Origin of the sequence: Flavobacterium sp. RHBU_24 (assembly GCF_046613695.1) — a bacterium.
Taxonomy (GTDB): domain Bacteria; phylum Bacteroidota; class Bacteroidia; order Flavobacteriales; family Flavobacteriaceae; genus Flavobacterium.
Genome location: NZ_JBKJHD010000006.1, coordinates 25,425 through 45,621, shown reverse-complemented (window position 1 = coordinate 45,621; position 20,197 = coordinate 25,425). Strand labels below are relative to the sequence as shown.

Annotated in this window: 13 protein-coding genes; 11 read left to right on the top strand and 2 right to left on the bottom strand. The window is 44.7% G+C overall.

The annotated features are described in order from the left end of the window. Positions 1 to 4 precede the first annotated feature (4 nt). From ACLI09_RS07910 to ACLI09_RS07870, 9 genes are all read left to right on the top strand, one after another. Positions 5 to 1,918 carry an alpha/beta hydrolase-fold protein gene (locus ACLI09_RS07910; protein ID WP_411419064.1) on the top strand — a complete coding sequence of 638 codons (1,914 nt, stop codon included), beginning with the start codon at positions 5 to 7 and terminating at the stop codon, positions 1,916 to 1,918. A gap of 13 nt (positions 1,919 to 1,931) precedes the next feature. Next, a complete protein-coding gene (locus ACLI09_RS07905) occupies positions 1,932 to 2,795 on the top strand; it encodes a sialate O-acetylesterase (protein WP_411419063.1) in 864 nt (287 codons plus the stop codon). Positions 2,796 to 2,843: 48 nt separating this feature from the next. Beyond that, positions 2,844 to 5,459 (top strand): xylan 1,4-beta-xylosidase, encoded by a 2,616-nt coding sequence (gene xyl3A, locus ACLI09_RS07900; protein WP_411419062.1) that lies wholly within the window; start codon positions 2,844 to 2,846, stop codon positions 5,457 to 5,459. Between the two features lie 34 nt (positions 5,460 to 5,493). Continuing rightward, entirely contained in the window at positions 5,494 to 5,736 is a 243-nt protein-coding gene (locus ACLI09_RS07895) for a DUF5110 domain-containing protein (protein WP_411419195.1), read from the top strand. Positions 5,737 to 5,774: 38 nt separating this feature from the next. Then, the gene (locus tag ACLI09_RS07890) at positions 5,775 to 6,530 is read left to right on the top strand and encodes an alpha/beta fold hydrolase (RefSeq protein ID WP_411419061.1); all 756 of its coding nucleotides are present in this window, start codon (positions 5,775 to 5,777) and stop codon (positions 6,528 to 6,530) included. A gap of 87 nt (positions 6,531 to 6,617) precedes the next feature. After that, positions 6,618 to 7,979, top strand: a complete 1,362-nt coding sequence (locus ACLI09_RS07885; protein WP_411419060.1) for a glycoside hydrolase family 43 protein — start codon at positions 6,618 to 6,620, stop codon at positions 7,977 to 7,979. Positions 7,980 to 8,043: 64 nt separating this feature from the next. Next, complete coding sequence (locus tag ACLI09_RS07880) at positions 8,044 to 10,077, top strand: NPCBM/NEW2 domain-containing protein (RefSeq protein WP_411419059.1); 2,034 nt, start codon at positions 8,044 to 8,046, stop codon at positions 10,075 to 10,077. Positions 10,078 to 10,106: 29 nt separating this feature from the next. Further along, positions 10,107 to 12,464 (top strand): beta-L-arabinofuranosidase domain-containing protein, encoded by a 2,358-nt coding sequence (locus tag ACLI09_RS07875; protein ID WP_411419058.1) that lies wholly within the window; start codon positions 10,107 to 10,109, stop codon positions 12,462 to 12,464. Positions 12,465 to 12,684: 220 nt separating this feature from the next. Then, on the top strand, positions 12,685 to 15,348 hold the full coding sequence (locus ACLI09_RS07870; RefSeq protein WP_411419057.1) for a T9SS type A sorting domain-containing protein: 2,664 nt from the start codon (positions 12,685 to 12,687) through the stop codon (positions 15,346 to 15,348). Positions 15,349 to 15,406: 58 nt separating this feature from the next. Here ACLI09_RS07870 and ACLI09_RS07865 read toward each other — a convergent pair whose 3' ends face one another. Next, positions 15,407 to 15,769 carry a hypothetical protein gene (locus ACLI09_RS07865; protein ID WP_411419056.1) on the bottom strand — a complete coding sequence of 121 codons (363 nt, stop codon included), beginning with the start codon at positions 15,767 to 15,769 and terminating at the stop codon, positions 15,407 to 15,409. Between the two features lie 213 nt (positions 15,770 to 15,982). Between ACLI09_RS07865 and ACLI09_RS07860 the strand changes: the two genes are divergently transcribed. Beyond that, the gene (locus tag ACLI09_RS07860) at positions 15,983 to 16,381 is read left to right on the top strand and encodes a VOC family protein (RefSeq protein ID WP_411419055.1); all 399 of its coding nucleotides are present in this window, start codon (positions 15,983 to 15,985) and stop codon (positions 16,379 to 16,381) included. Positions 16,382 to 16,386: 5 nt separating this feature from the next. On the opposite strand, the gene ACLI09_RS07855 is transcribed toward ACLI09_RS07860, so the two are convergent. Then, a complete protein-coding gene (locus ACLI09_RS07855; protein WP_411419054.1) occupies positions 16,387 to 17,769 on the bottom strand; it encodes an exonuclease domain-containing protein in 1,383 nt (460 codons plus the stop codon). A gap of 349 nt (positions 17,770 to 18,118) precedes the next feature. Between ACLI09_RS07855 and ACLI09_RS07850 the strand changes: the two genes are divergently transcribed. Further along, on the top strand, positions 18,119 to 20,035 hold the full coding sequence (locus ACLI09_RS07850; RefSeq protein ID WP_411419053.1) for an SPFH domain-containing protein: 1,917 nt from the start codon (positions 18,119 to 18,121) through the stop codon (positions 20,033 to 20,035). The last annotated feature ends 162 nt before the right edge of the window (positions 20,036 to 20,197 follow it).

The following is a 20,197-nucleotide window of genomic DNA, read 5'->3' as shown; positions in this document are numbered from 1 at the left end:
TATTATGATTAAAAAATACTATTTCATTTTCACACTGTTTATCAGTCTGTACTCCAGCGCCCAAAACAACGATATGCTGGCACCCACCGGATTTGATATTGCCGTGCCTAATATTGCGCACGGTACTATTGATACCATAACCTACAACTCTAAAACGGTAGGCACAAACCGTAAGGCGTTGGTATATACCCCACCCGGTTATTCAAAGAAAAAAAAATACCCGGTTCTATATCTGCTGCATGGTATAGGGGGCGATGAAAAAGAGTGGTTTAACCAGGGCGCGCCCAATGTTATTTTAGACAACCTCTACGCAAAGGGCAAATTACAGCCCATGATTGTGGTACTCCCTAACGGGCGGGCCATGAAAGATGACCGCGCCACAGGTAACATTATGGCTCCGGATAAGGTAGAAGCCTTTGCAACGTTTGAAAAAGACCTGCTTACTGACCTTATACCTTACATAGAAAAAAAATATCCCGTACTTAAAAAACGTGAAAACCGCGCCCTTGCCGGGCTATCCATGGGTGGTGGGCAGTCGCTTAATTTTGGCTTGGGCAATATTGATAAGTTTGCCTGGGTAGGTGGCTTTTCATCGGCGCCCAACACTAAAATGCCTGCACAATTGCTGCCAAAACCGGAACAGGCAAAACAGCTGAACCTACTATGGATTTCGTGTGGGGATGCGGACGGGCTAATGAATATTAGTGCCCGCACACACCAGTACCTACAGGAGCATAAAGTACCCCATATATTTTATATCGAACCCGGTGGCCATGACTTTAAAGTGTGGAAAAACGACCTTTATATGTTCTCGCAGCTTTTATTTAAGCCGGTCAACAAAGCGTCGTTTGCCAAATATACTGTATTGGGTATGCCTGCCGCTACGAATGTAAGGTCGGCTAAATATCCTCAGGTATTGCCTGATGGCAGGGTAATATTCCGCACAAAAGCGCCTAATGCCCAAAAAGTACAGGTTGACCTGGGCAAAAAATACGACATGGTTAAAGACGCCGAAGGAACGTGGACGGTAACTACCGATTCTATTAGTGAAGGCCTGCATTACTATTCGCTGCTTATTGACGATGTGGCTGTGGCCGACCCTGCAAGCGAAACCTTTTACGGTATGAGCCGTATGGCAAGCGGCATAGAGATACCCTTCGCCGGAGATGGCTATTATGCCCTGAAAGATGTGCCGCACGGCGACATCCGCATAAAAAAATACCTTTCTAAAACTACTAACACCTGGAGGCAGGCCTACATATATAGCCCACCGGGATATGACGCATCTACTGGTAAATACCCGGTATTGTACCTGCTGCACGGTGGTGGTGAAGACGAGCGTGGCTGGGCTACACAGGGCAAGGCCGATGCAATTTTAGACAATCTTATTGCCGATAAAAAGGCGAAGCCTATGCTTATAGTAATGATTGACGGAAACTTTAGCTCCGGCTTGAGCGGCTTTAACGAGCGTGCGTTACAAACTTTTGAAAACGAGGTAAAGCAAACCGTAATACCTTTTATAGAAAGCAACTACCGTGTAGCAGCCGGGCCTGAAAACAGGGCGTTGGCAGGGTTGTCTATGGGCGGGCTGCAAACGCTGTATGCCGGCGCTAAAAACACCGACCTTTTTGCATACCTGGGGGTATTCAGTTCAGGATGGTGGGCTAACCAGCCGGATCTCTCTAACCCGCAGTATGACTACATGAAGGCTAATGCCACTACCATTAATAAAAACCTTAAGAGTTTTTGGATATCAATGGGTGGTAAAGAAGACATAGCATATGCGAATTGCAAAATTATGCTGGGCAAATTTGACGATATGGGCATTAAATACACCTATAGCGAATACCCGGGAGGCCACACATGGCCGGTATGGCGTAACAACCTCTATAATTTCGCACAAATACTTTTTAAATAAAATCACGCTTCCGATGAAAAAAATAAACCAGATGGTTATGGGCGCCCTGTTGCTGATTACATGCAATATTGCCATGGCGCAGGACCCTAACTTTTATATATACCTGTGTTTTGGTCAGTCTAACATGGAGGGTAATGCAAAATTTGAACCGCAGGACACCGTAAATATAAACAGCCGTTTCAAAATGATGTCGGCTGTAGATTGCCCGGCCTTAAACCGCAAAAAGGGCGAATGGTATACCGCTGTTCCCCCCTTGTCGCGGTGCGATACCGGCCTTACCCCTGCCGATTATTTTGGCCGTACCATGGTGGAGAACCTGCCTAAAAATGTTACCGTTGGGGTTATAAATGTAGCGGTAGGCGGCTGCAAAATTGAGCTGTTTGACAAAGACAGCCGCGAGCAATATATTGCATCATCGCCGGACTGGCTTAAAAATATCGTAAAAAACTATGATAACGACCCCTATGCCAGGCTTGTTGCCATGGCAAAAATAGCCCAAAAATCGGGTGTGATAAAAGGTATATTGCTACACCAGGGAGAATCTAATACAGGCGATACGCTTTGGCCGCAAAAAGTAAAAAAAGTGTATGATAACCTGCTTAAAGACCTTAACCTTAAACCCGGCTCAGTGCCCCTTTTAGCCGGTGAGGTGGTAGGCGAAGATCAAAAAGGGAAATGCGCCAGCATGAATGCCATTATCAATACACTCCCGCAAACCATACCAAACAGCTATATTATACCGTCTAATGGCTGCGAAGGCGTTGCAGACCAACTGCATTTCAGCGCGGCGGGCTACCGCGAATTAGGCCGGCGCTATGCAGCTAAAGCACTTACACTTGTGGGGAATAAAGTGCCAAACAAAAAAACCAAAAAGTAATTAATTGCATTTAGGGCAATTAAAATTCTCTTATATAAATTGTTATCTATGAACCTCAACAAAAACAACCGGCTGGTGGTACTTGCCTTTACTTTTATTTTATTTAAAAGTACAGCACAGCAATTACCTTATCAAAACCCGGCCCTTAGCATAGAAGCACGCGCCGCCGACCTTATTTCAAGGTTAACGCTTGAAGAAAAAGCATCGCTGATGTTTGACCAGAGCCCCGCCATACCGCGCCTGGGCATTAAAAAATTTAACTGGTGGAGCGAAGCCCTGCACGGCCTTGCCAATAACGATAGTGTAACCGTTTTCCCGGAACCTATCGGTATGGCCGCGTCATTTAACAATAGCCTGGTATACAATATATTTGATGCTGTTTCAGACGAGACACGCGCTAAATACCACCATGCTTTACGCAGCGGCAAAGAAAACAGGCGTTTTTTAAGCCTCTCGGTATGGACACCCAACGTAAACATATTCCGCGACCCGCGTTGGGGCCGCGGCCAGGAAACCTATGGCGAAGACCCTTACCTTACCTCGCTTATGGGAGTGGCTGTAGTTAAAGGGCTGCAAGGGCCTGAAGAGGGAAAGTACCGCAAACTGCTGGCCTGTGCCAAGCACTATGCAGTACACTCGGGCCCGGAATGGAGCCGCCACGAGCTTAACCTTAACAACATAGCGCCCCGCGATATGTGGGAAACCTACCTGCCCGCATTTAAATCGCTGGTGCAGGATGCTGATGTGCGCCAGGTTATGTGCGCGTACCAGCGCCTTGACGACGAACCGTGTTGCAGCAGCAGCAGGCTGTTACAAACCATACTTCGCGAACAGTGGGGTTTTAAACACCTGGTGGTATCGGACTGCGGCGCCGTAACCGACTTTTTTACATCGCATAAAGTATCTTCAGACGCTGTGCATGCGGCCGCAAAAGGAACGCTTGCCGGGACCGATGTAGAGTGTGTATGGCAGGGCTACGCTTATGAACACCTGCCGGAAGCAGTGGAAAGGGGTTTACTAACGGAAGAGGAAGTAAACAAGCACCTGATGCGCGTGCTTACAGCCCGATTTGAGTTAGGCGAATTTGATGACGACTCCGTGGTGCCGTATGCGCAAATTCCCATGTCTATAGTAAATAATGAGGCGCACCGCCAGCTGGCTCTTGATATGGCACGGCAATCTATGACCCTGCTGCAAAATAAAGGTAACATTTTACCGCTTAAGAAAAAGGATAAAAAAATAGCAATCGTTGGCCCCAATGCCGACAATGCACCCATGCTTTGGGGAAATTATAACGGCAAGCCCGTGCGTACCATTACAATCCTTGACGGGATAAAATCAAAACTACCGGGGTCAGAGATACTGTATGACAAAGCCTGCGACCTTGTAGAGAATAAAATTACGCAGAGTTATTTTAAAATCCTCTCCCAAAACGGCAGGCAGGGCTTTAAAGCAACCTACTGGAATAACCCCACACGCAGCGGCGCCCCTGTTATAACGACGCAAATTACCGACCCTATGAAACTCACCACAGCCGGACAGCATGAATTTGCTTCGGGTGTAAAATTAGAGGGCTTTTCGGCGCTTTATGAAACGGAGTTCGTAGCGCAGCAAACCGAAGAGGTGGTATTTAAAGTGGGTGCCACAGGGTATTTTGAATTGATGGTAAACGACTCCTCTATTGCAAAATATAACAACTGGCGCACACTGCCCAGCCGTATTGCATACAAGGTAGAAAAAGGAAAAAGCTACAAAATAGAAATACGCTATGCACAGCTTAACGACTGGCAGGCAAATTTAGAATTAGATTTTGGTAAAGAGGTAGATATAGATTACACAGGCCTTATCAACAAACTAAAAGGCATTGATACCGTGGTTTTTGTAGGTGGGTTATCTACACTGCTTGAGGGCGAAGAAATGCCGGTTTCTTATCCCGGGTTTAAAGGCGGCGACCGTACTGATATAGAATTACCCGAAGTACAGCGCAACTGCCTTAAAGCATTAAAGGCCGCCGGTAAAAAGGTGATTTTTGTAAACTGTTCCGGTTCTGCCATTGCTTTAGTACCCGAAACCCAGAGTTGCGATGCCATTTTACAGGCATGGTACGGCGGCGAATCGGGCGGCCAGGCTGTGGCCGATGTATTGTATGGCGATTATAACCCGTCGGGCAAACTGCCCATTACCTTCTATAAAAGCATGAAACAGCTTCCCGAGGATTTTGAAGATTACTCGATGAAAGGAAAAACATACCGCTTTATGGACGACCCGTTGTTTGCTTTTGGCTACGGGCTTAGCTATACAACATTTGCCGTTGGAAAAGGACAGCTTTCAAAATCTGTAATCAGCAAAGATGAAACGGTAACCCTAAACCTTTCTGCCACTAATAAAGGAAAACGTGCGGGTAACGAGGTAATACAGGTATATGTACGGAAAACCGGCGATACTTATGGCCCGATTAAAACCTTAAGGGGCTTTAAAAAAATAGAAGTAGCTGCCGGTAAAACCGAAAAAGTGGCTGTTGAATTACCGTACCAGGCGTTTGCTTTTTACAATGAGGCCGACCAAAAACAGGAGCTTACCGTAGCGCCCGGAACCTATGAAGTATTGTACGGAACAAGTTCGGCTAAAAAAGACCTTCAGGTTTTAAAGGTAACGGTTCAATAATTATGCCACACAGAAAAAATGGGATAATCTTGAAATAAAAGTATATCCCGGTGCCAATGGCTCATTTACCTTATATGAAGATGAGTTTGACAACTACAATTATGAAAAAGGCGCGTATACTGAGATTGATTTTTCATGGAATGACGCATCAAAAAAACTTACCATAGCTAACCGTAAAGGTGCTTATAACGGAATGCTTACAAACCGAAAATTCACAGTCGTGTTACCTTCCGGCGAAAAGAAAACCGTAAACTACAATGGAAAAAAACAGAAATAAAATTTTAAGGCGATATGAGGCGGTATTTTAGTTTAACAATGTGGTTTCCTGTATGTATGGTCTTTTTAAACATTTCGTGTAAAACCGCCCATACTAACACATCAGGTGTAAAACCAACTATCTGTATCGTGGGTGGTACGCCGTCTAGTACAGATGTACTAAACTACATTCCTGATAGCCTAAAGGCTCAATATAACTTCATTTCATTTAACAGGCCCGGATTTGGCGGGTCTGAATTCAAAGAGACAGATGAAGATGTACTATATGAACTTGCCAAAAAAGCGGGCCTAAAAAAACATGGCTATGCTGTGATTGGCACAAGTGGCGGAGGCCCCATTGCCATGTTACTGTCTTCAAAATTTAAATTGAAACATTGCGGCGTCATTAGCGGCATGGTTTCTAAAGACGCTTATTTCAAGTTTGCAGATGCAGCCGTGACTAAAAATCTGTTTACCAGCCTTACGCTAGGGTATGATAGTTTTAAAGAAGCTGTTTTAAAATTTCCAAACCTGGATAAAATTGCCGAACAAGCCGGAACAGCATCTGAAGAAATGTTTATTAAGGCAACATATAATGACCTGAATTATATTGTATCGGAATCGCTATATGCTGATATAGATAAAAATTTACATGTTGACTGGTGGCATGGCGAAAATGATATGAATGTTCCCTTTAAAAGCGCTGAAATGTTTTTAAAAGAATACAAAAATGCCACGCTGCATGTAATCCCGGATGCCAGCCATGATATTGATTCAACAATTTACCTTCAAAAATTAATAGAGTCCTGGCAGTGAAATATACGAAGCCGCATAACATTGATATCGAAAACTTACAATTGCATTGCCTTCAAAAAAAAAATCAAATTTTAAGCTACTACATTTATGAATGTCAAAATCAAATTTTTCCTGGCTACCGCCTTTATATTTTTTACAGTTTTATGCAAAGCTCAAAATCCTGTTATACAAACTAAATATACCGCCGACCCGGCACCTATGGTGTATAAAGACACTGTATTTTTATATACCAGCCATGACGAAAACGATGCCGGCCCCGGCATGGGTAAATTCCTTATGAAAGACTGGCTACTTTACACATCTGTAGATATGGTTAACTGGACGGATCATGGGGTTGTGGCATCCTTGAAAGACTTTACCTGGGGAAGGCAGGACAACGGCGCATGGGCACCCCAATGTATTGAACGTAATGGAAAATTTTATCTTTATTGCCCTGTACAGGGCAGCGGCATCGGCGTGCTGGTGGCAGATAGCCCTTACGGGCCATTTAAAGACCCATTAGGTAAAAAGCTGATTGAAGATGATCATATATGGAACGATATAGATCCCACTGTGTTTATTGACGATGATGGGCAGGCTTATCTTTACTGGGGCAATCCCAGCCTTTGGTATGTAAAATTAAATGAAGATATGATATCTTACTCGGGCGAGGTGATGAAAATACCCGGGGTAGGCAAAGAAAAAGACCAAAAGGATTCTGATACTTACCATTATCAGGAAGGCCCATGGGGATACAAACGTAACAACCATTACTATATGGCTTATGCTTCTACTTGTTGCCCTGAAGGTATTGGCTATGCTATGGCACTTACACCAACCGGCCCGTGGGAATATAAGGGGTATATTATGCAGGGAAATAAAAAATCGTCGGGCAATCATCCCGGCATTATAGATTATAAAGGTAAATCCTATGTTTTTGGATTCAATTTCCGCTTAAATTTTTTGCTTACCGATGTGCACCACGAAAGGCGCTCTGTTTGTATAGAAGAATTTAATTATAATCTGGACGGTACAATACCAGAATTACCGTGGTGGTCTGAAACCGGAGTGGCCCCTGTAGGTACGCTGAATCCTTTTAAGCGCACCGAAGCCGAAACAATTGCATGGGCACAGGGCGTTAAAACTGCAAAGGGTACAAACGGAATATATGTTACGGACATTGATAATGGTGATTATATCAAAGTTAAGGCAGTAGACTTAGGTAAAGGTGCAAAAAATTTCGAAGCCAGTATAGCCGGTATGGCCGGTGATGCAGCTATTGAAATACGCCTCGACAGCCCCACAGGAATATTGCTGGGTGCGCTACAAATTAAAAGTACAGGAAATAACACATGGAAAACGCAGTCATGCCGTGTAAAAAAACAGCCTGGCGTTCACGATGTCTATCTTGTATTTAAAGGTAACAGTAATGGTTTATTTAATTTTGACTGGTGGAAGTTTGGCATATAAACCCATGTTAACTTTTGCCTCAATATACACTTTTATTAAAAATATAATCTTCTATTTTCTTATAATGAATACTTTTAAGCTTTTTACTTTTGCCTTTCTTTTGTTGGTTTGCAACAGTCAATCCATCGCACAGACGGCAACAAAAACCGTTTGGCTCGATGAATTAGATTTAAGCGCCGCCACACAGGGCTACGGCATACCCGGTAAAAATAAATCGTTAGACGGTAAGGCCATAACTATTGCCGGTAAAACTTTTGAACGCGGCTTTGGCACCCATGCCGAAAGTTCATTGCTTATCCTGCTCAATGGGAAAGCCAGTACGTTTGCCGCACAGGTGGGTATTGATGATGAAATTAAGGGGCATGAACCTGCCGTAGAGTTTAAACTTGTAGCTGATGGTAAAAACATCTGGTCCAGCGGGATAATGCGGCTGGGAGACGCGGCTAAACCATGTAAGGTATCGCTCACAGGTGTGCAAAAGCTTGAACTTGTGGTAACCGATGGCGGTAACGGCAATTATTATGACCATGCCGACTGGGCAGATGCAAGGTTTGAAGCAACGGGTGTAACTACCTTCAGCACAATTAACCCCATCCCCGGTATCCCATACATCCTCACGCCTCCCCCATCGCCTTTGCCTAAGATTAACAGTGCCGCTGTTTTTGGCGTGCGCCCGGGTTCGCCCTTCCAGTTTATGGTAGCTGCAACCGGAGACAGGCCTATGAAATTTTCGGCTAAAGGTTTGCCTAAAAGTTTAAAAATAGATGCCAAAACCGGGCTTATTACAGGCAGTATCAGTAAATCCGGTACATTTAATGTGGCTTTAACCGCTACAAATGCTAAAGGCAAGGCAACAAAAAACATGCGTATAGTTTGTGGCGATAAAATAGCGCTAACACCGCCCATGGGCTGGAACAGCTGGAACTGTTTTGCCGACCAGGTCTCTGCAGAAAAGGTAATGCGTGCTGCCGATGCAATGGTAAAAAGCGGCCTTGTTAACCACGGATGGACGTATATAAACATTGATGATTTCTGGCAGAATAACCGGGACTCAAAAGATGAGTCGATACGGGGCCCGTTTCGTGATGATGTGGGAAATATAATAGCAAATTCACGCTTTGGCGATATGAAAGCCGTGGCCGACTATATTCATGGCCTGGGCCTTAAAGCCGGCCTGTATTCCAGCCCGGGCCCATGGACCTGCGGTGGCTGCGCGGGCAGTTACGGATATGAAAAACAAGATGCGCAGGCTTACGCAGGCTGGGGCTTTGACTACCTTAAATACGACTGGTGCAGCTACGGAAACGTGATTGACGGCCTCCCGGATAACGACCCGTATAAAGTATCATCACTCTCTTATAAAGGTGGAGATGAACTAACTACCGCAATTAAGCCTTTTCAGGTAATGGGCGACGCGCTTAAAGCACAGCCGCGCGATATTGTGTACAGCCTTTGCCAGTACGGGATGTCTGACGTGTGGAAATGGGGCGATGCCGTGGGCGGATCTGCCTGGAGGACCACAAACGATATAACCGATACCTGGACCAGCGTAAAAAACATCGCGCTGATGCAGGACCCGGCTGCGGCATGGGCTAAACCGGGCAACTGGAACGACCCTGATATGCTGGTTTTAGGCACGGTGGGCTGGGGAAACCCACACCCGAGTAAACTAAGGCCCGATGAACAATACCTGCACTTTAGCCTGTGGTGCCTTTTTTCTTCACCTTTGCTTATAGGTTGCGATATGGAAAAACTGGATGCCTTTACATTAAATTTATTATCAAACGACGAAGTAATAGCCATAGACCAGGACCCGCTTGGCAAACAGGCTACCTGTTTGCAAACCATTGGCGATGTAAGGGTGTATGTTAAAGAGCTGGAAGACGGCAGCCGCGCGGTAGGATTTTGCAATTTTGGCCTCGAAATTGCAGAACTTAATTACGACGATTTTAGTAAGCTTGGCATACAGGGGCTCACCTCAGTACGCGACCTGTGGAGGCAAAAGGATATTGCTTCAATTAATAGCGATAAAGATGCTCTCCCACTTATTATACCGGCGCATGGCGTAGTGCTTTATAAATTTAGTCCTAAAAAATAGTCCACTAGTAGTACCACAATATTACATTTATGAGAAAGAACATGTTTAAAACCATACAATTACTTACAGTATCATTAACGCTGTCCGCAACGGTGTATGCGCAGGAGGGTAAAATGCAGCTGTTTAAGTTAAGCGACGTACGCTTAACCGACAGCCCGTTTAAAAATGCCGAAGAAGTAGACCTGGCATATATGCTAAAGCTGGAGCCCGACAGGCTATTGGCGCCCTACCTTCGGGAAGCCGGGCTTCCGCCTAAGGCCGAAAGTTACGGTAACTGGGAAAGTTCAGGCCTTGACGGGCACACCGGCGGGCACTATTTAACGGCCCTGGCCCAAATGTATGCCGCAACCGGTAATACCGAATGTAAACGCCGTATGGATTATATGGTAGACGAACTGGCGCGCTGCCAGGCAAAAAACAATAATGGTTATGTAGGCGGGGTTCCCGGCAGTAACAAAACATGGGCAGCGGTAAAAGCAGGCGATTTTACCGAACTTAATAAGTTATGGGTGCCCTGGTATAATTTGCACAAGGTATACGCCGGCCTAAGGGATGCCTATATACTGGGTGGCAATGCCAGGGCTAAAGATGCCTTTATTAAATTATGCGACTGGGCCGATGACGTAGTGGCCGGGCTAAGCACAGCGCAAATGCAGCGTATGCTTGATACCGAGCATGGCGGAATGAATGAAGTTATAGCGGATGCCTATGCCCTGACCGGCAACAAAAAATACCTGGCGCTGGCCCAGAAATTTTCGCACCAGGCACTGCTGCTACCGCTGTCTAAACAAGAGGACAACCTAACGGGCATTCACGCCAATACACAGATACCTAAAATCATTGGTTTTGAGCGTATAGCGCAACTAAATAATGATGCCGCCTATACTGACGCGGCAAAATTCTTTTGGAATACGGTAGTAAACAACCGCAGCATATCCATTGGCGGCAACAGTGTTCGCGAGCACTTTAACCCGGTTGATAATTTTTCCACCATGCTTGAGTCTGACCAGGGGCCCGAAACCTGCAACAGCAATAACATGCTTAAATTAAGCAAAATGCTGTTTACAGATGAAACGCGCCCGGAATATATTGATTATTACGAACGCCTGCTGTACAACCACATTTTATCATCACAGCACCCTGATACCGGAGGGTTTGTATATTTTACGCCCATACACCCGCAGCATTACCGGGTATACTCTACTGCCGACCAGAGTTTTTGGTGTTGCGTAGGTACGGGTATAGAAAACCATGGCAAGTATGGGGAACTGATTTATTCGCATAAAGATGATAACCTTTATGTAAATTTATTTATTCCCTCTGTATTGGACTGGAAAGAGAAAGGCATAGAAATTACCCAGAAGACAAATTTCCCGGAAGCAGAAAGTACCGATTTAACACTGAAACTTAAGCGCAAGGGCAAATTTTCAGTCTTTATCCGTAAGCCGCATTGGGTTACAGAAGGATTTGGCATAAAGGTAAATGGTAAAACGGTTAGCTATACCCAAAATACCGAAGGTTATGTGCAAATAGACCGTACCTGGAAATCGGGCGATAACATATCCGTTTCCCTGCCGATGAACAATTCGGTAGAATACCTTCCGGACAACTCGGCGTGGGTATCATTCCTTCACGGCCCTATAGTAATGGCCGCGCCCACCGGCACTAAGGACCTCACAGGCCTGCGGGCAGACGACAGCCGCTGGGGGCACATTGCCGGGGGGCCTATGTATCCGCTACCCGACGCACCGCTGCTTGCCAGCAATGATAACGACCTTAGCACTGCAATGCACAAGGTAAGTACTGCACAACCGTTAACTTATGAAATAAGCAGCCTTATAGTGCAGCCCGGCTTTAAAAACCTTGAACTGGTGCCTTTTTATAAGGTGCACGACAGCCGGTATATGCTCTACTGGCCCGTAGCAAAAAAAGATGGCGTAAAGCAGCGGCAGGAAGAACTGGCACAGCTTGATGAGCGCTATATCAAACTGGCTGCACGCACCGTTGATGCGGTAGCACCGGGTGAACAGCAGCCTGAAAACGACCACGGTATGGTGGCAGAACAATCAGAAACAGGGATATTTAAAAATACACACTGGCGCAGTTCGGCAGCCTACTTTAGCTACCGCCTGCGGATAAACCCACAGGCAAAAACACTGGGCGTAACCTACTATGGTAAAGAGAGCGGGCGCGAGTTTGACATTTTTATAAATGATACAAAACTAATCCATGTAACACTGCAAGGTATCGATGCGGATGCGCTTATAACTAAAGAATATGCACTGCCAGAGAACGTTAAAGCCGAAAAAGGAACCATAACCGTAAAATTTGTTGCCTCCCCGGGAAGTAAAACGGCTTCAATATATGATGTGCGCCTCTTGCGCTAAACTTTTAGGGTAGCTATATCATTATAGAAATGCCGCGATAATCCTTAACCTGGTTATCGCGGTATTTTTTTGAGTAAATCAGGTAGTAATGATTGCCTTTTTTCAGAGGGTTGTTTCCGGGGAAATATAGTTTGTTTTGAAAGCCATTTTTTTTGTAGGGAAAATTACATATTGGCTGTTATAGACTCAGTCTGTATCAATAACATTTAACCTAACCAATATGAAGAAAATCCTACTCTCCGGAATAATAACGCTGTCTGCTATTTTTTCCGCAACTGCCCAGATTGTAAACATACCCGACCCTGTTTTTAAAAACTTCCTGGTCAACCATTCTTATCACAACAATCCCGGCGGTAGCGGCATCAATATCCCTTTGGACATTAATCAGGATGGTGAAATTCAGGTCAGTGAAGCGGCAACCTATCCGTCAAATGGTTATAACCACGGTTTTATTTTATCAGGATTAGATATTAGCGACCTTACTGGAATTGAAGCTTTTGACAGTATTGAATACCTTAGTGTTGATTCTGCACTTTTAACCACAATCAATGTAAATGGCTGCCAGTCGTTAAAAAGGTTAAGGTCGTCTAACAATTCATTTACCGCTGTAAACATAAGCAATCCCTCTTTAGAAATATTAGAGCTTACTAACAGCGCTACACTAACATCGGTAAACGTGAGTGGCTGCCCGGGTATGAAAAATATTAACTGTTCTAATAATTCGCTTATTACCAGTGTAAATGTAAACGGCTGCGAAATTTTAGAAGAACTAAGACTAAATATGAACCCAATGCTAACCACAGTATCAATGGGATATCATGGTCAATTATCATTTTTTCAAAGTATTGATTGCGAGATAACATCACTCGATTTTAGCGGCTGCCCCACCTTAGAATGGGCACTTTTTACTAATAACAATTTAACATCATTAAACCTTGCAAACGGTAACCCCCAAAGTTTTGAACACATTATGGCAACCGGAAATCCCGGCCTTACCTGTATAAAAGTTGATAATGTTGTAGTTAGTGAGTTTTTATGGGGTGGAGGTTTTTATGAGTTTGATGAATGGGCAAACTTTAGCTTAGACTGCACCCCGGCAAGCCCTTGCGTTGTTAACATTCCCGATGCTAATTTTAAAACCTGGCTAATAAACAACACTGCTATTAACACAAACGGCAACGCCCAGATAGAGTGCGAAGAGGCTACAGCCTACACAGGCGCCATAAATGTAGACAACATTGACATATCAGACATGATGGGCATAGAAGCTTTTGTAAACATTACAGCGCTATCGTGCAATAACCTCAACATCTGGAATTTTAGCACGCTGAATGTAAGCGGGTTTACGGCACTTACCACGCTAAGCTGTACCGGCAACAACCATTTTAGCGACTTAGATGTGAGCGGGTGTACAGCACTTACTACTTTTACCGTAGATACCGGAAACAGCGGCGGTACTGATTTGCACATTGATGCCAGTGGGTGTACCGCGTTAACCGGTTTTGCTTTTCCTGCATACTCTAACAACTACCTCAGCCTGAGCGGCTGCACGGCCTTAACCGCGCTCGAGCTAGACGCTAAAAACCTGTACGCGTTAGACATTACCAATTGCAGCGCCCTAACCAGCCTGGTGTGCAGCAACAACCACCTGGAGGCGCTAAGTTTAACAGGCTGTAGCGCGCTTACTACCTTAAATTGTGCCGTTAACGAAATTACAGCACTAACCGTTAGCAACCTCCCGCTTTTAACTAATTTAAATTGCGGTAATAACGAACTGGTTTCATTAAACGTGTTAGACAACCCCGCCCTTAACGTAATAACCTGTTTTGAAAACCACCTGCCCTACCTTATAACCAGTAACAACCCGGGGTTAACACAACTGGATTGCAGCCATAATAACATTACCTATTTAGATGTGAGCAACAACCTTAATTTAGCCGCATTAAACTGCAGCTATAATAATATAAGTTTGCAGAATGTAAATGCCAATATTGCCCTGATAAGTTTTAACTGCGCCCACAACAATATAAGTACACAAAACGTAAGCCTTAATACGGCCCTTACCTCTTTTTTCTGCGATTACAACAATTTAACAGCCATAGATGTAAGCAATAATACGGCCCTAAAATATTTCGGCTGCTCGCATAACCAGCTGCCGGCGCTCAACCTGGGCAGCTGCCCCGCACTGCTACAGCTGGATTGCAGCTATAACCTCCTTACAGCATTAAACACAGGCAGCAATCCTTCTTTATCCGGACTTGCCTGTACCAACAACCAGCTAACAGGGTTAAATTTAAACAGTAACCACGCTTTAGTACTCCTTGATTGCAGCCATAACAGCCTTACAGGATTAAGTGTATTGGCCTGTCCAAATTTATACCAGATGGTTTGCTCCCACAACCAGCTAACCATGTTAAATGTAAGCAACACACACTGCATACTGCTTATGTGCGATAATAACCAGCTAATAGGGCTTAACCTTGCCAATGGTTACAATACCAGTGCAATACAAGTAACTGCAAATAACAACCCGGCGCTTGAATGTGTGCAGGTAGACGATGTGGCCTTTAGTAACGAAAACTGGGCCGCGCCCGACTTTGTATTTGATAACGGCGTGAACTTTACCGAAGATTGTTACGCCCTGTCACTTGGCGAAATTACTGCCAACGTGCCCTTTAGCCTGTACCCTAACCCTACTAAGGATGTTGTACATTTTTCTGCACCTATGGATGCGCAATTGTACAGCGTAACAGGGCAACTGCTAGCCAATATAAAAAATGCAAGTATGCTCGACCTTTCCGGGCAAGCTGCAGGTATTTACTTTATACTGCTTACAAACGAAAGCGGGCAGGTAGTGCACCGCAGTAAGATTGTGAAAGAATAACAAACAATACATATTTGAGTTAAAAAAGCCTGCTAACTATCGTTAAGCAGGCTTTTTATTATATATCCAGGAACAAATACAGGGCCTTAATTTTATTATCTTCAATAATCGCTATATCACTGCCCTTGGCTACGGCCTGCTGCCCGGGAATACCAAGTTCCCAGTTGATATGCTGAATGTTGTGGTTAATTTTTACAGGTCTTGTAAGGGTAAATTCAAAATCGGCGGGCCAGTCCTGCTGGAGTTTTTCAATAAGGGTGTTTATAGATTCAAAGCCTATAAAAGGTGCGCTGTTATCGCTTTCAAAAAAAGTTATGCTGGGCGCGTATATTTTTCCCATAATGTGTAGCCTTTCGGCGGCATTGCGGTTGTTCCAAATTAATAATAAGCTATCCTGTAAAAGTGTTGATGACGAATCCATGATTAAATGTTTTAGTTTAATTTTAAATTTGTGTATTATAAGATTATAAGTGTAAAATTAAGGCAGCAATACCCGGGATACAATGACCTGGATTAAGAAATAGTATTGACATTTATCAAGAGGACTGCTCAGTAAATGCAAAGGCCGCGTTAATATACAGTAACTGTTTTGAGATAATCGCTAACTTTAAGTTTAATATTTAAAACCGAAACCATGGAAGTGAAACAAATATGGGCCAATCTTGGCGTAAAAGATTTAAACCACACCACTAAATTTTATGAATCCCTTGGGTTCAGGAAAAACGGGGTGCACAATGCTGAACTTACCAGTTTTTCAGTTGGCAATAATAATTTTGTGATAAACTTCTTTTTAAAAATACCGCTTGAAGGTGCACTAAAGGGCCAGTTAGCAGATGCCCTTGAGGGTAATGAAGTACTGTTTAGCCTTAGCCCAAATTCCAGAGACGAAATAGACGAATGGGCAAAAAAGGTGGAATCGGCAGGTGGGGCGCTCATCTCAAGGCCGGAGAAATTCGGCTATAATTATTACGGTTTTGTATTTGCTGACCCCGATGGGCACCGGTTTAATTTCTTTTGGATGGAGGGTATGTAATTCCCCTACCCCGTCTTTACCAGTTCTTCTTTAAAAAATACCTTAGCCGGATGTTTCTCCGCATAGCTGTGCAGCAGTTGCATAATATAGTGGTTGCTTTTGTACCTGATAACATGCTCCTTTAATTCAGCAGTTTCAATTACACCCACATCAGTAGGTATATAGCCCATCCCATAAAAATGCCCGTTCTCTACCCAGATGCAGCTGCGCTCATCAGCATACCGCCCTTTGTCTATAATGGCAAAACTAGGCCTGTTGTGGGCTACAAAATCTATCACATTCTGTACCTGCTCGTTGTGTGTGGCAACATTGGGTAAATTGGTAAGGTCCTGCCGCACGGGCGCTTCATCCTCGCCGGGTATGCAGTATTTACAAAAGCGGTGGTCAATATCAAACTGGGCGGCCAGGGTGCGCAGCAGCGATATGCCATCGTTAAGGCTGTTAAAAACTTCTATAGATGTTTGGTGCTTGCCCAGCTTGCCTACCGCCAGGTAGCGGTAGCCGCTGCGGGCTTCATATTCATATAAACCAAACCTGGCATCGAAGCGCTTGAGTGCCGAATTATATACCGGCCATAGCTTTTTAATTTCGGTACATTCTAACAACAGCGCCATGAGCTCGGTAGCGCAAACTTCAAAGGAAATACTGTATATATCCCGTAAAAAATGCTGCCGCTGCGGTGTTATGGTGTGTCCGCTAAAGTGGGAGGCAACACGTTTCTTAAGGTTCACAGCCTTACCTACATACACCACCTTGTGCGCCTGGTTATAAAAATAATACACACCCGGTTTATCAGGCAGCTGCTCAAAATCCGCAGGCGGAAGGTTGGGCGGCAACCTTTGGTCCGTCGAGGTTTTCTTAACCATTTTGTCTATTTCGCCGGTGGTGTCGCACTCCAGCAGGCGGCTGAATAATATAACCGTAGCGTCAGCATCGCCTCCGGCGCGGTGCTGGTTCTCCAAAGGAATTTCCAGCGAACGGCACAACTTGCCTAAACTATAAGAGGGCAACCCGGGCTTTATCTTACGGGCAGCACGCACGGTACACAGTTTTGTAGCCGTCCATTTAAAGCCTGATTGTTCCAGCTGATGGCGCACAAACGAGTAGTCAAAGTTTACATTGTGTGCTACAAAAATTCGCCCATTAAGCAGCCCGAAAACTTTTTCGGCAATGTCATCAAATATTGGCGCATACTGCACCATTTCGTTATTAATTCCGGTAAGGGCAAAAATAGGCAGTGGAATTTCCTTCTGGGGGTTTACAAGCGTTTCAAAACGTTCGGTAATAGCAGTACCATCATGTATAATAATGGCAATCTCGGTAATGCGGCTGCCACTGGCATTACCGCCTGTAGTCTCTATATCTACTATCGCATACTCTTTCTTCATCTTTCTAACCTGTAGTACTTGCTGAAAGCAAAAGTACATTTTTATATGAATATTTTCATATCTTATATGATTTATTTAATACGGGCTACACTATTTTTATCATTACAAAATATGCAATACCTGATATTTAAAACATATACCTCCAGCACATAATTTACAACGTTGTAAATTTGTTAAAGCCCAAAATGCAAACCATAGTTTGTTTTACAAAAAATCGTGTCGTAAACTGCTAATTTGAGGCCTCTGCAAGTGGGTGATTTTCACACTTTATTAACAAAAATGTTAATTGTTAAAGTGCTAATCCATCTCAAAACGGCTCGGTAATTTTGTAGTCTAATTTTTAATAATTATGACAACAATCGTTACAAATTACTGGTGGATTATACTGGTAGTAGCAGGTGTTTTGGGGTATAAATTTGTACTCCGCGTTTTTTTCGGAATGGTAATAGTGCCCGAGGACAGGATAGGGCTGGTTACCAAAAAATTTGTGCTTTTCGGGGCAGACAGGTCATTGCCCGATAGCAGGATCATCGCCACAAAAGGCGAAGCGGGTTTCCAGGCGCAAACGCTGGCTCCCGGCCTGTACTGGATGAAATGGATATGGCAGTACAGTATTGACATGACCCCGTTTACCATTATCCCGGAAGGGCGCATAGGCCTTGTATTGAGCAAAGACGGTATGGAAATTCCCACAGGGCGTATCTTAGCCCGGAAGGTGCCGTGCGATAACTTTCAGGATGCGTCGGCGTTCTTAGAGCACGGTGGGCAAAAAGGCCGCCAAACGGCGTTCATCACCACAGGCTCTTACAGGATAAACACATTTTTGTTTGAAGTGGTAATTACAGAGCAGACAAAAATTTTTGAGAACATGGTGGGTATAGTAACGGCGCTGGATGGCGAACCCATACCCATAGGCCAGATAGCCGGAAAATTTGCCGAAGGGCACAATAACTTCCAGGATTTTGATGAGTTCCTTAACAATGGCGGTAACCGCGGCCTGCAGCCACAGGTAATACTTGCGGGTACCTACTATCTTAATACCTGGGGTGTGCAGGTAGAGCAAATACCCATGACCGAAGTGCCCATCGGCTCAGTAGGTGTAGTAATATCCTATATTGGGGAAGACGGCGAAGACGTAACCGGCGAAAACTTTAAGCACGGTAACATCGTGGCAAAAGGCAGCCGCGGCGTTTGGATGGAGCCACTGGGTCCCGGTAAGTATGCCATTAACAAATATACTACCAAGCTGGAGGCCGTGCCTACCACTAACCTGGTGCTTAACTGGGCCAATGCCCGCAGCGAGTCGCACAACCTTGATAAAAACCTGAGTACTATTACCGTGCGCTCTAAAGACGGTTTCCCTTTTAACCTCGATGTGGCACAGATAATACACGTACCTGCAAATGAGGCCCCTAAGGTTATACGCCGCTTTGGCAGTATGAACAACCTGGTAAGCCAGGTGCTGGAACCTACCATAGGCAACTATTTCCGTAACTCGGCGCAGGACAGCGATGTAATCTCCTTCCTGAGCACCCGTAAGGAGCGCCAGGAATCGGCTAAGAACCATATCCGTGAGGTATTAGACGAATATAACGTAAACGCGGTAGACACACTTATAGGCGACATCGTGCCACCGGAATCGCTAATGAAAACGCTTACCGACCGTAAGATTGCAGAAGAGGAACAAAAAACCTACCAGACCCAGAAGATGGCACAGGAACAGCGCCAGGGCGTGGAAAAGGAAACGGCCATTGCCGATATGCAGAAAGAGATAGTACGTGCCTCGCAAAGTGTAGAGATAGCGCAGCGCACCGCCGATGCCACTGTAAAAAAAGCAGAGGGTGACGCAACCAGCTTAAAACTGAATGTAAACGCCGAGGCGGAAGCCACCAAGATGCGCGCAGGTGCCGAAGCTGAGGCTACCAAAGCCCGCGCAGGTGCCCAGGCCGAAGCAACAAGGCTTACTGCCAGCGCCGAAGCAGAGCGCATTAGCAAAACCGGTTTGGCCGAAGCCGAGAAAATTATGGCCATAGGTAAATCTACCGCGGAAGCGTATCAATTACAGGTTTCGGCTATGGGCGGCGATAACTTTACCCGCTATAAAATTACCGAAGAGATCGCAAAAGGTAAAATCAAGGTTATACCTGATGTATTGATATCCGGCGGCGGGGCCGAAAGCCCCATAAGCGGCATCCTGGGCCTAAAGCTCATGGAAATGATGGATGCTGATAAAAAAGCACCATTGCCGGAGATAGAAACAAAATAACATTAGCTGCCTTAGGGCAGCTTTTTTTTACCGGCAATAAGCAACATAACTAAATAATCCCGCACTATAGTTTACTTTTAAAACCATTATTTATATTTAATTTGCATTTGTACGGTTTTGATAACTACGCGCATTTTGCATATCACTGAATTTAAAAAACTA

Excerpts from the sequence above, each read along its gene's own strand:
- ACLI09_RS07910 (WP_411419064.1), top strand. The coding sequence starts at position 5 with ATGATTAAAAAATACTATTTCATTTTCACACTGTTTATCAGTCTGTAC.
- ACLI09_RS07905 (WP_411419063.1), top strand. The coding sequence starts at position 1,932 with ATGAAAAAAATAAACCAGATGGTTATGGGCGCCCTGTTGCTGATTACA.
- xyl3A (WP_411419062.1), top strand. The coding sequence starts at position 2,844 with ATGAACCTCAACAAAAACAACCGGCTGGTGGTACTTGCCTTTACTTTT.
- ACLI09_RS07890 (WP_411419061.1), top strand. The coding sequence starts at position 5,775 with ATGTGGTTTCCTGTATGTATGGTCTTTTTAAACATTTCGTGTAAAACC.
- ACLI09_RS07885 (WP_411419060.1), top strand. The coding sequence starts at position 6,618 with ATGAATGTCAAAATCAAATTTTTCCTGGCTACCGCCTTTATATTTTTT.
- ACLI09_RS07880 (WP_411419059.1), top strand. The coding sequence starts at position 8,044 with ATGAATACTTTTAAGCTTTTTACTTTTGCCTTTCTTTTGTTGGTTTGC.
- ACLI09_RS07875 (WP_411419058.1), top strand. The coding sequence starts at position 10,107 with ATGAGAAAGAACATGTTTAAAACCATACAATTACTTACAGTATCATTA.
- ACLI09_RS07870 (WP_411419057.1), top strand. The coding sequence starts at position 12,685 with ATGAAGAAAATCCTACTCTCCGGAATAATAACGCTGTCTGCTATTTTT.
- ACLI09_RS07865 (WP_411419056.1), bottom strand. The coding sequence starts at position 15,769 with ATGGATTCGTCATCAACACTTTTACAGGATAGCTTATTATTAATTTGG.
- ACLI09_RS07860 (WP_411419055.1), top strand. The coding sequence starts at position 15,983 with ATGGAAGTGAAACAAATATGGGCCAATCTTGGCGTAAAAGATTTAAAC.
- ACLI09_RS07855 (WP_411419054.1), bottom strand. The coding sequence starts at position 17,769 with ATGAAGAAAGAGTATGCGATAGTAGATATAGAGACTACAGGCGGTAAT.
- ACLI09_RS07850 (WP_411419053.1), top strand. The coding sequence starts at position 18,119 with ATGACAACAATCGTTACAAATTACTGGTGGATTATACTGGTAGTAGCA.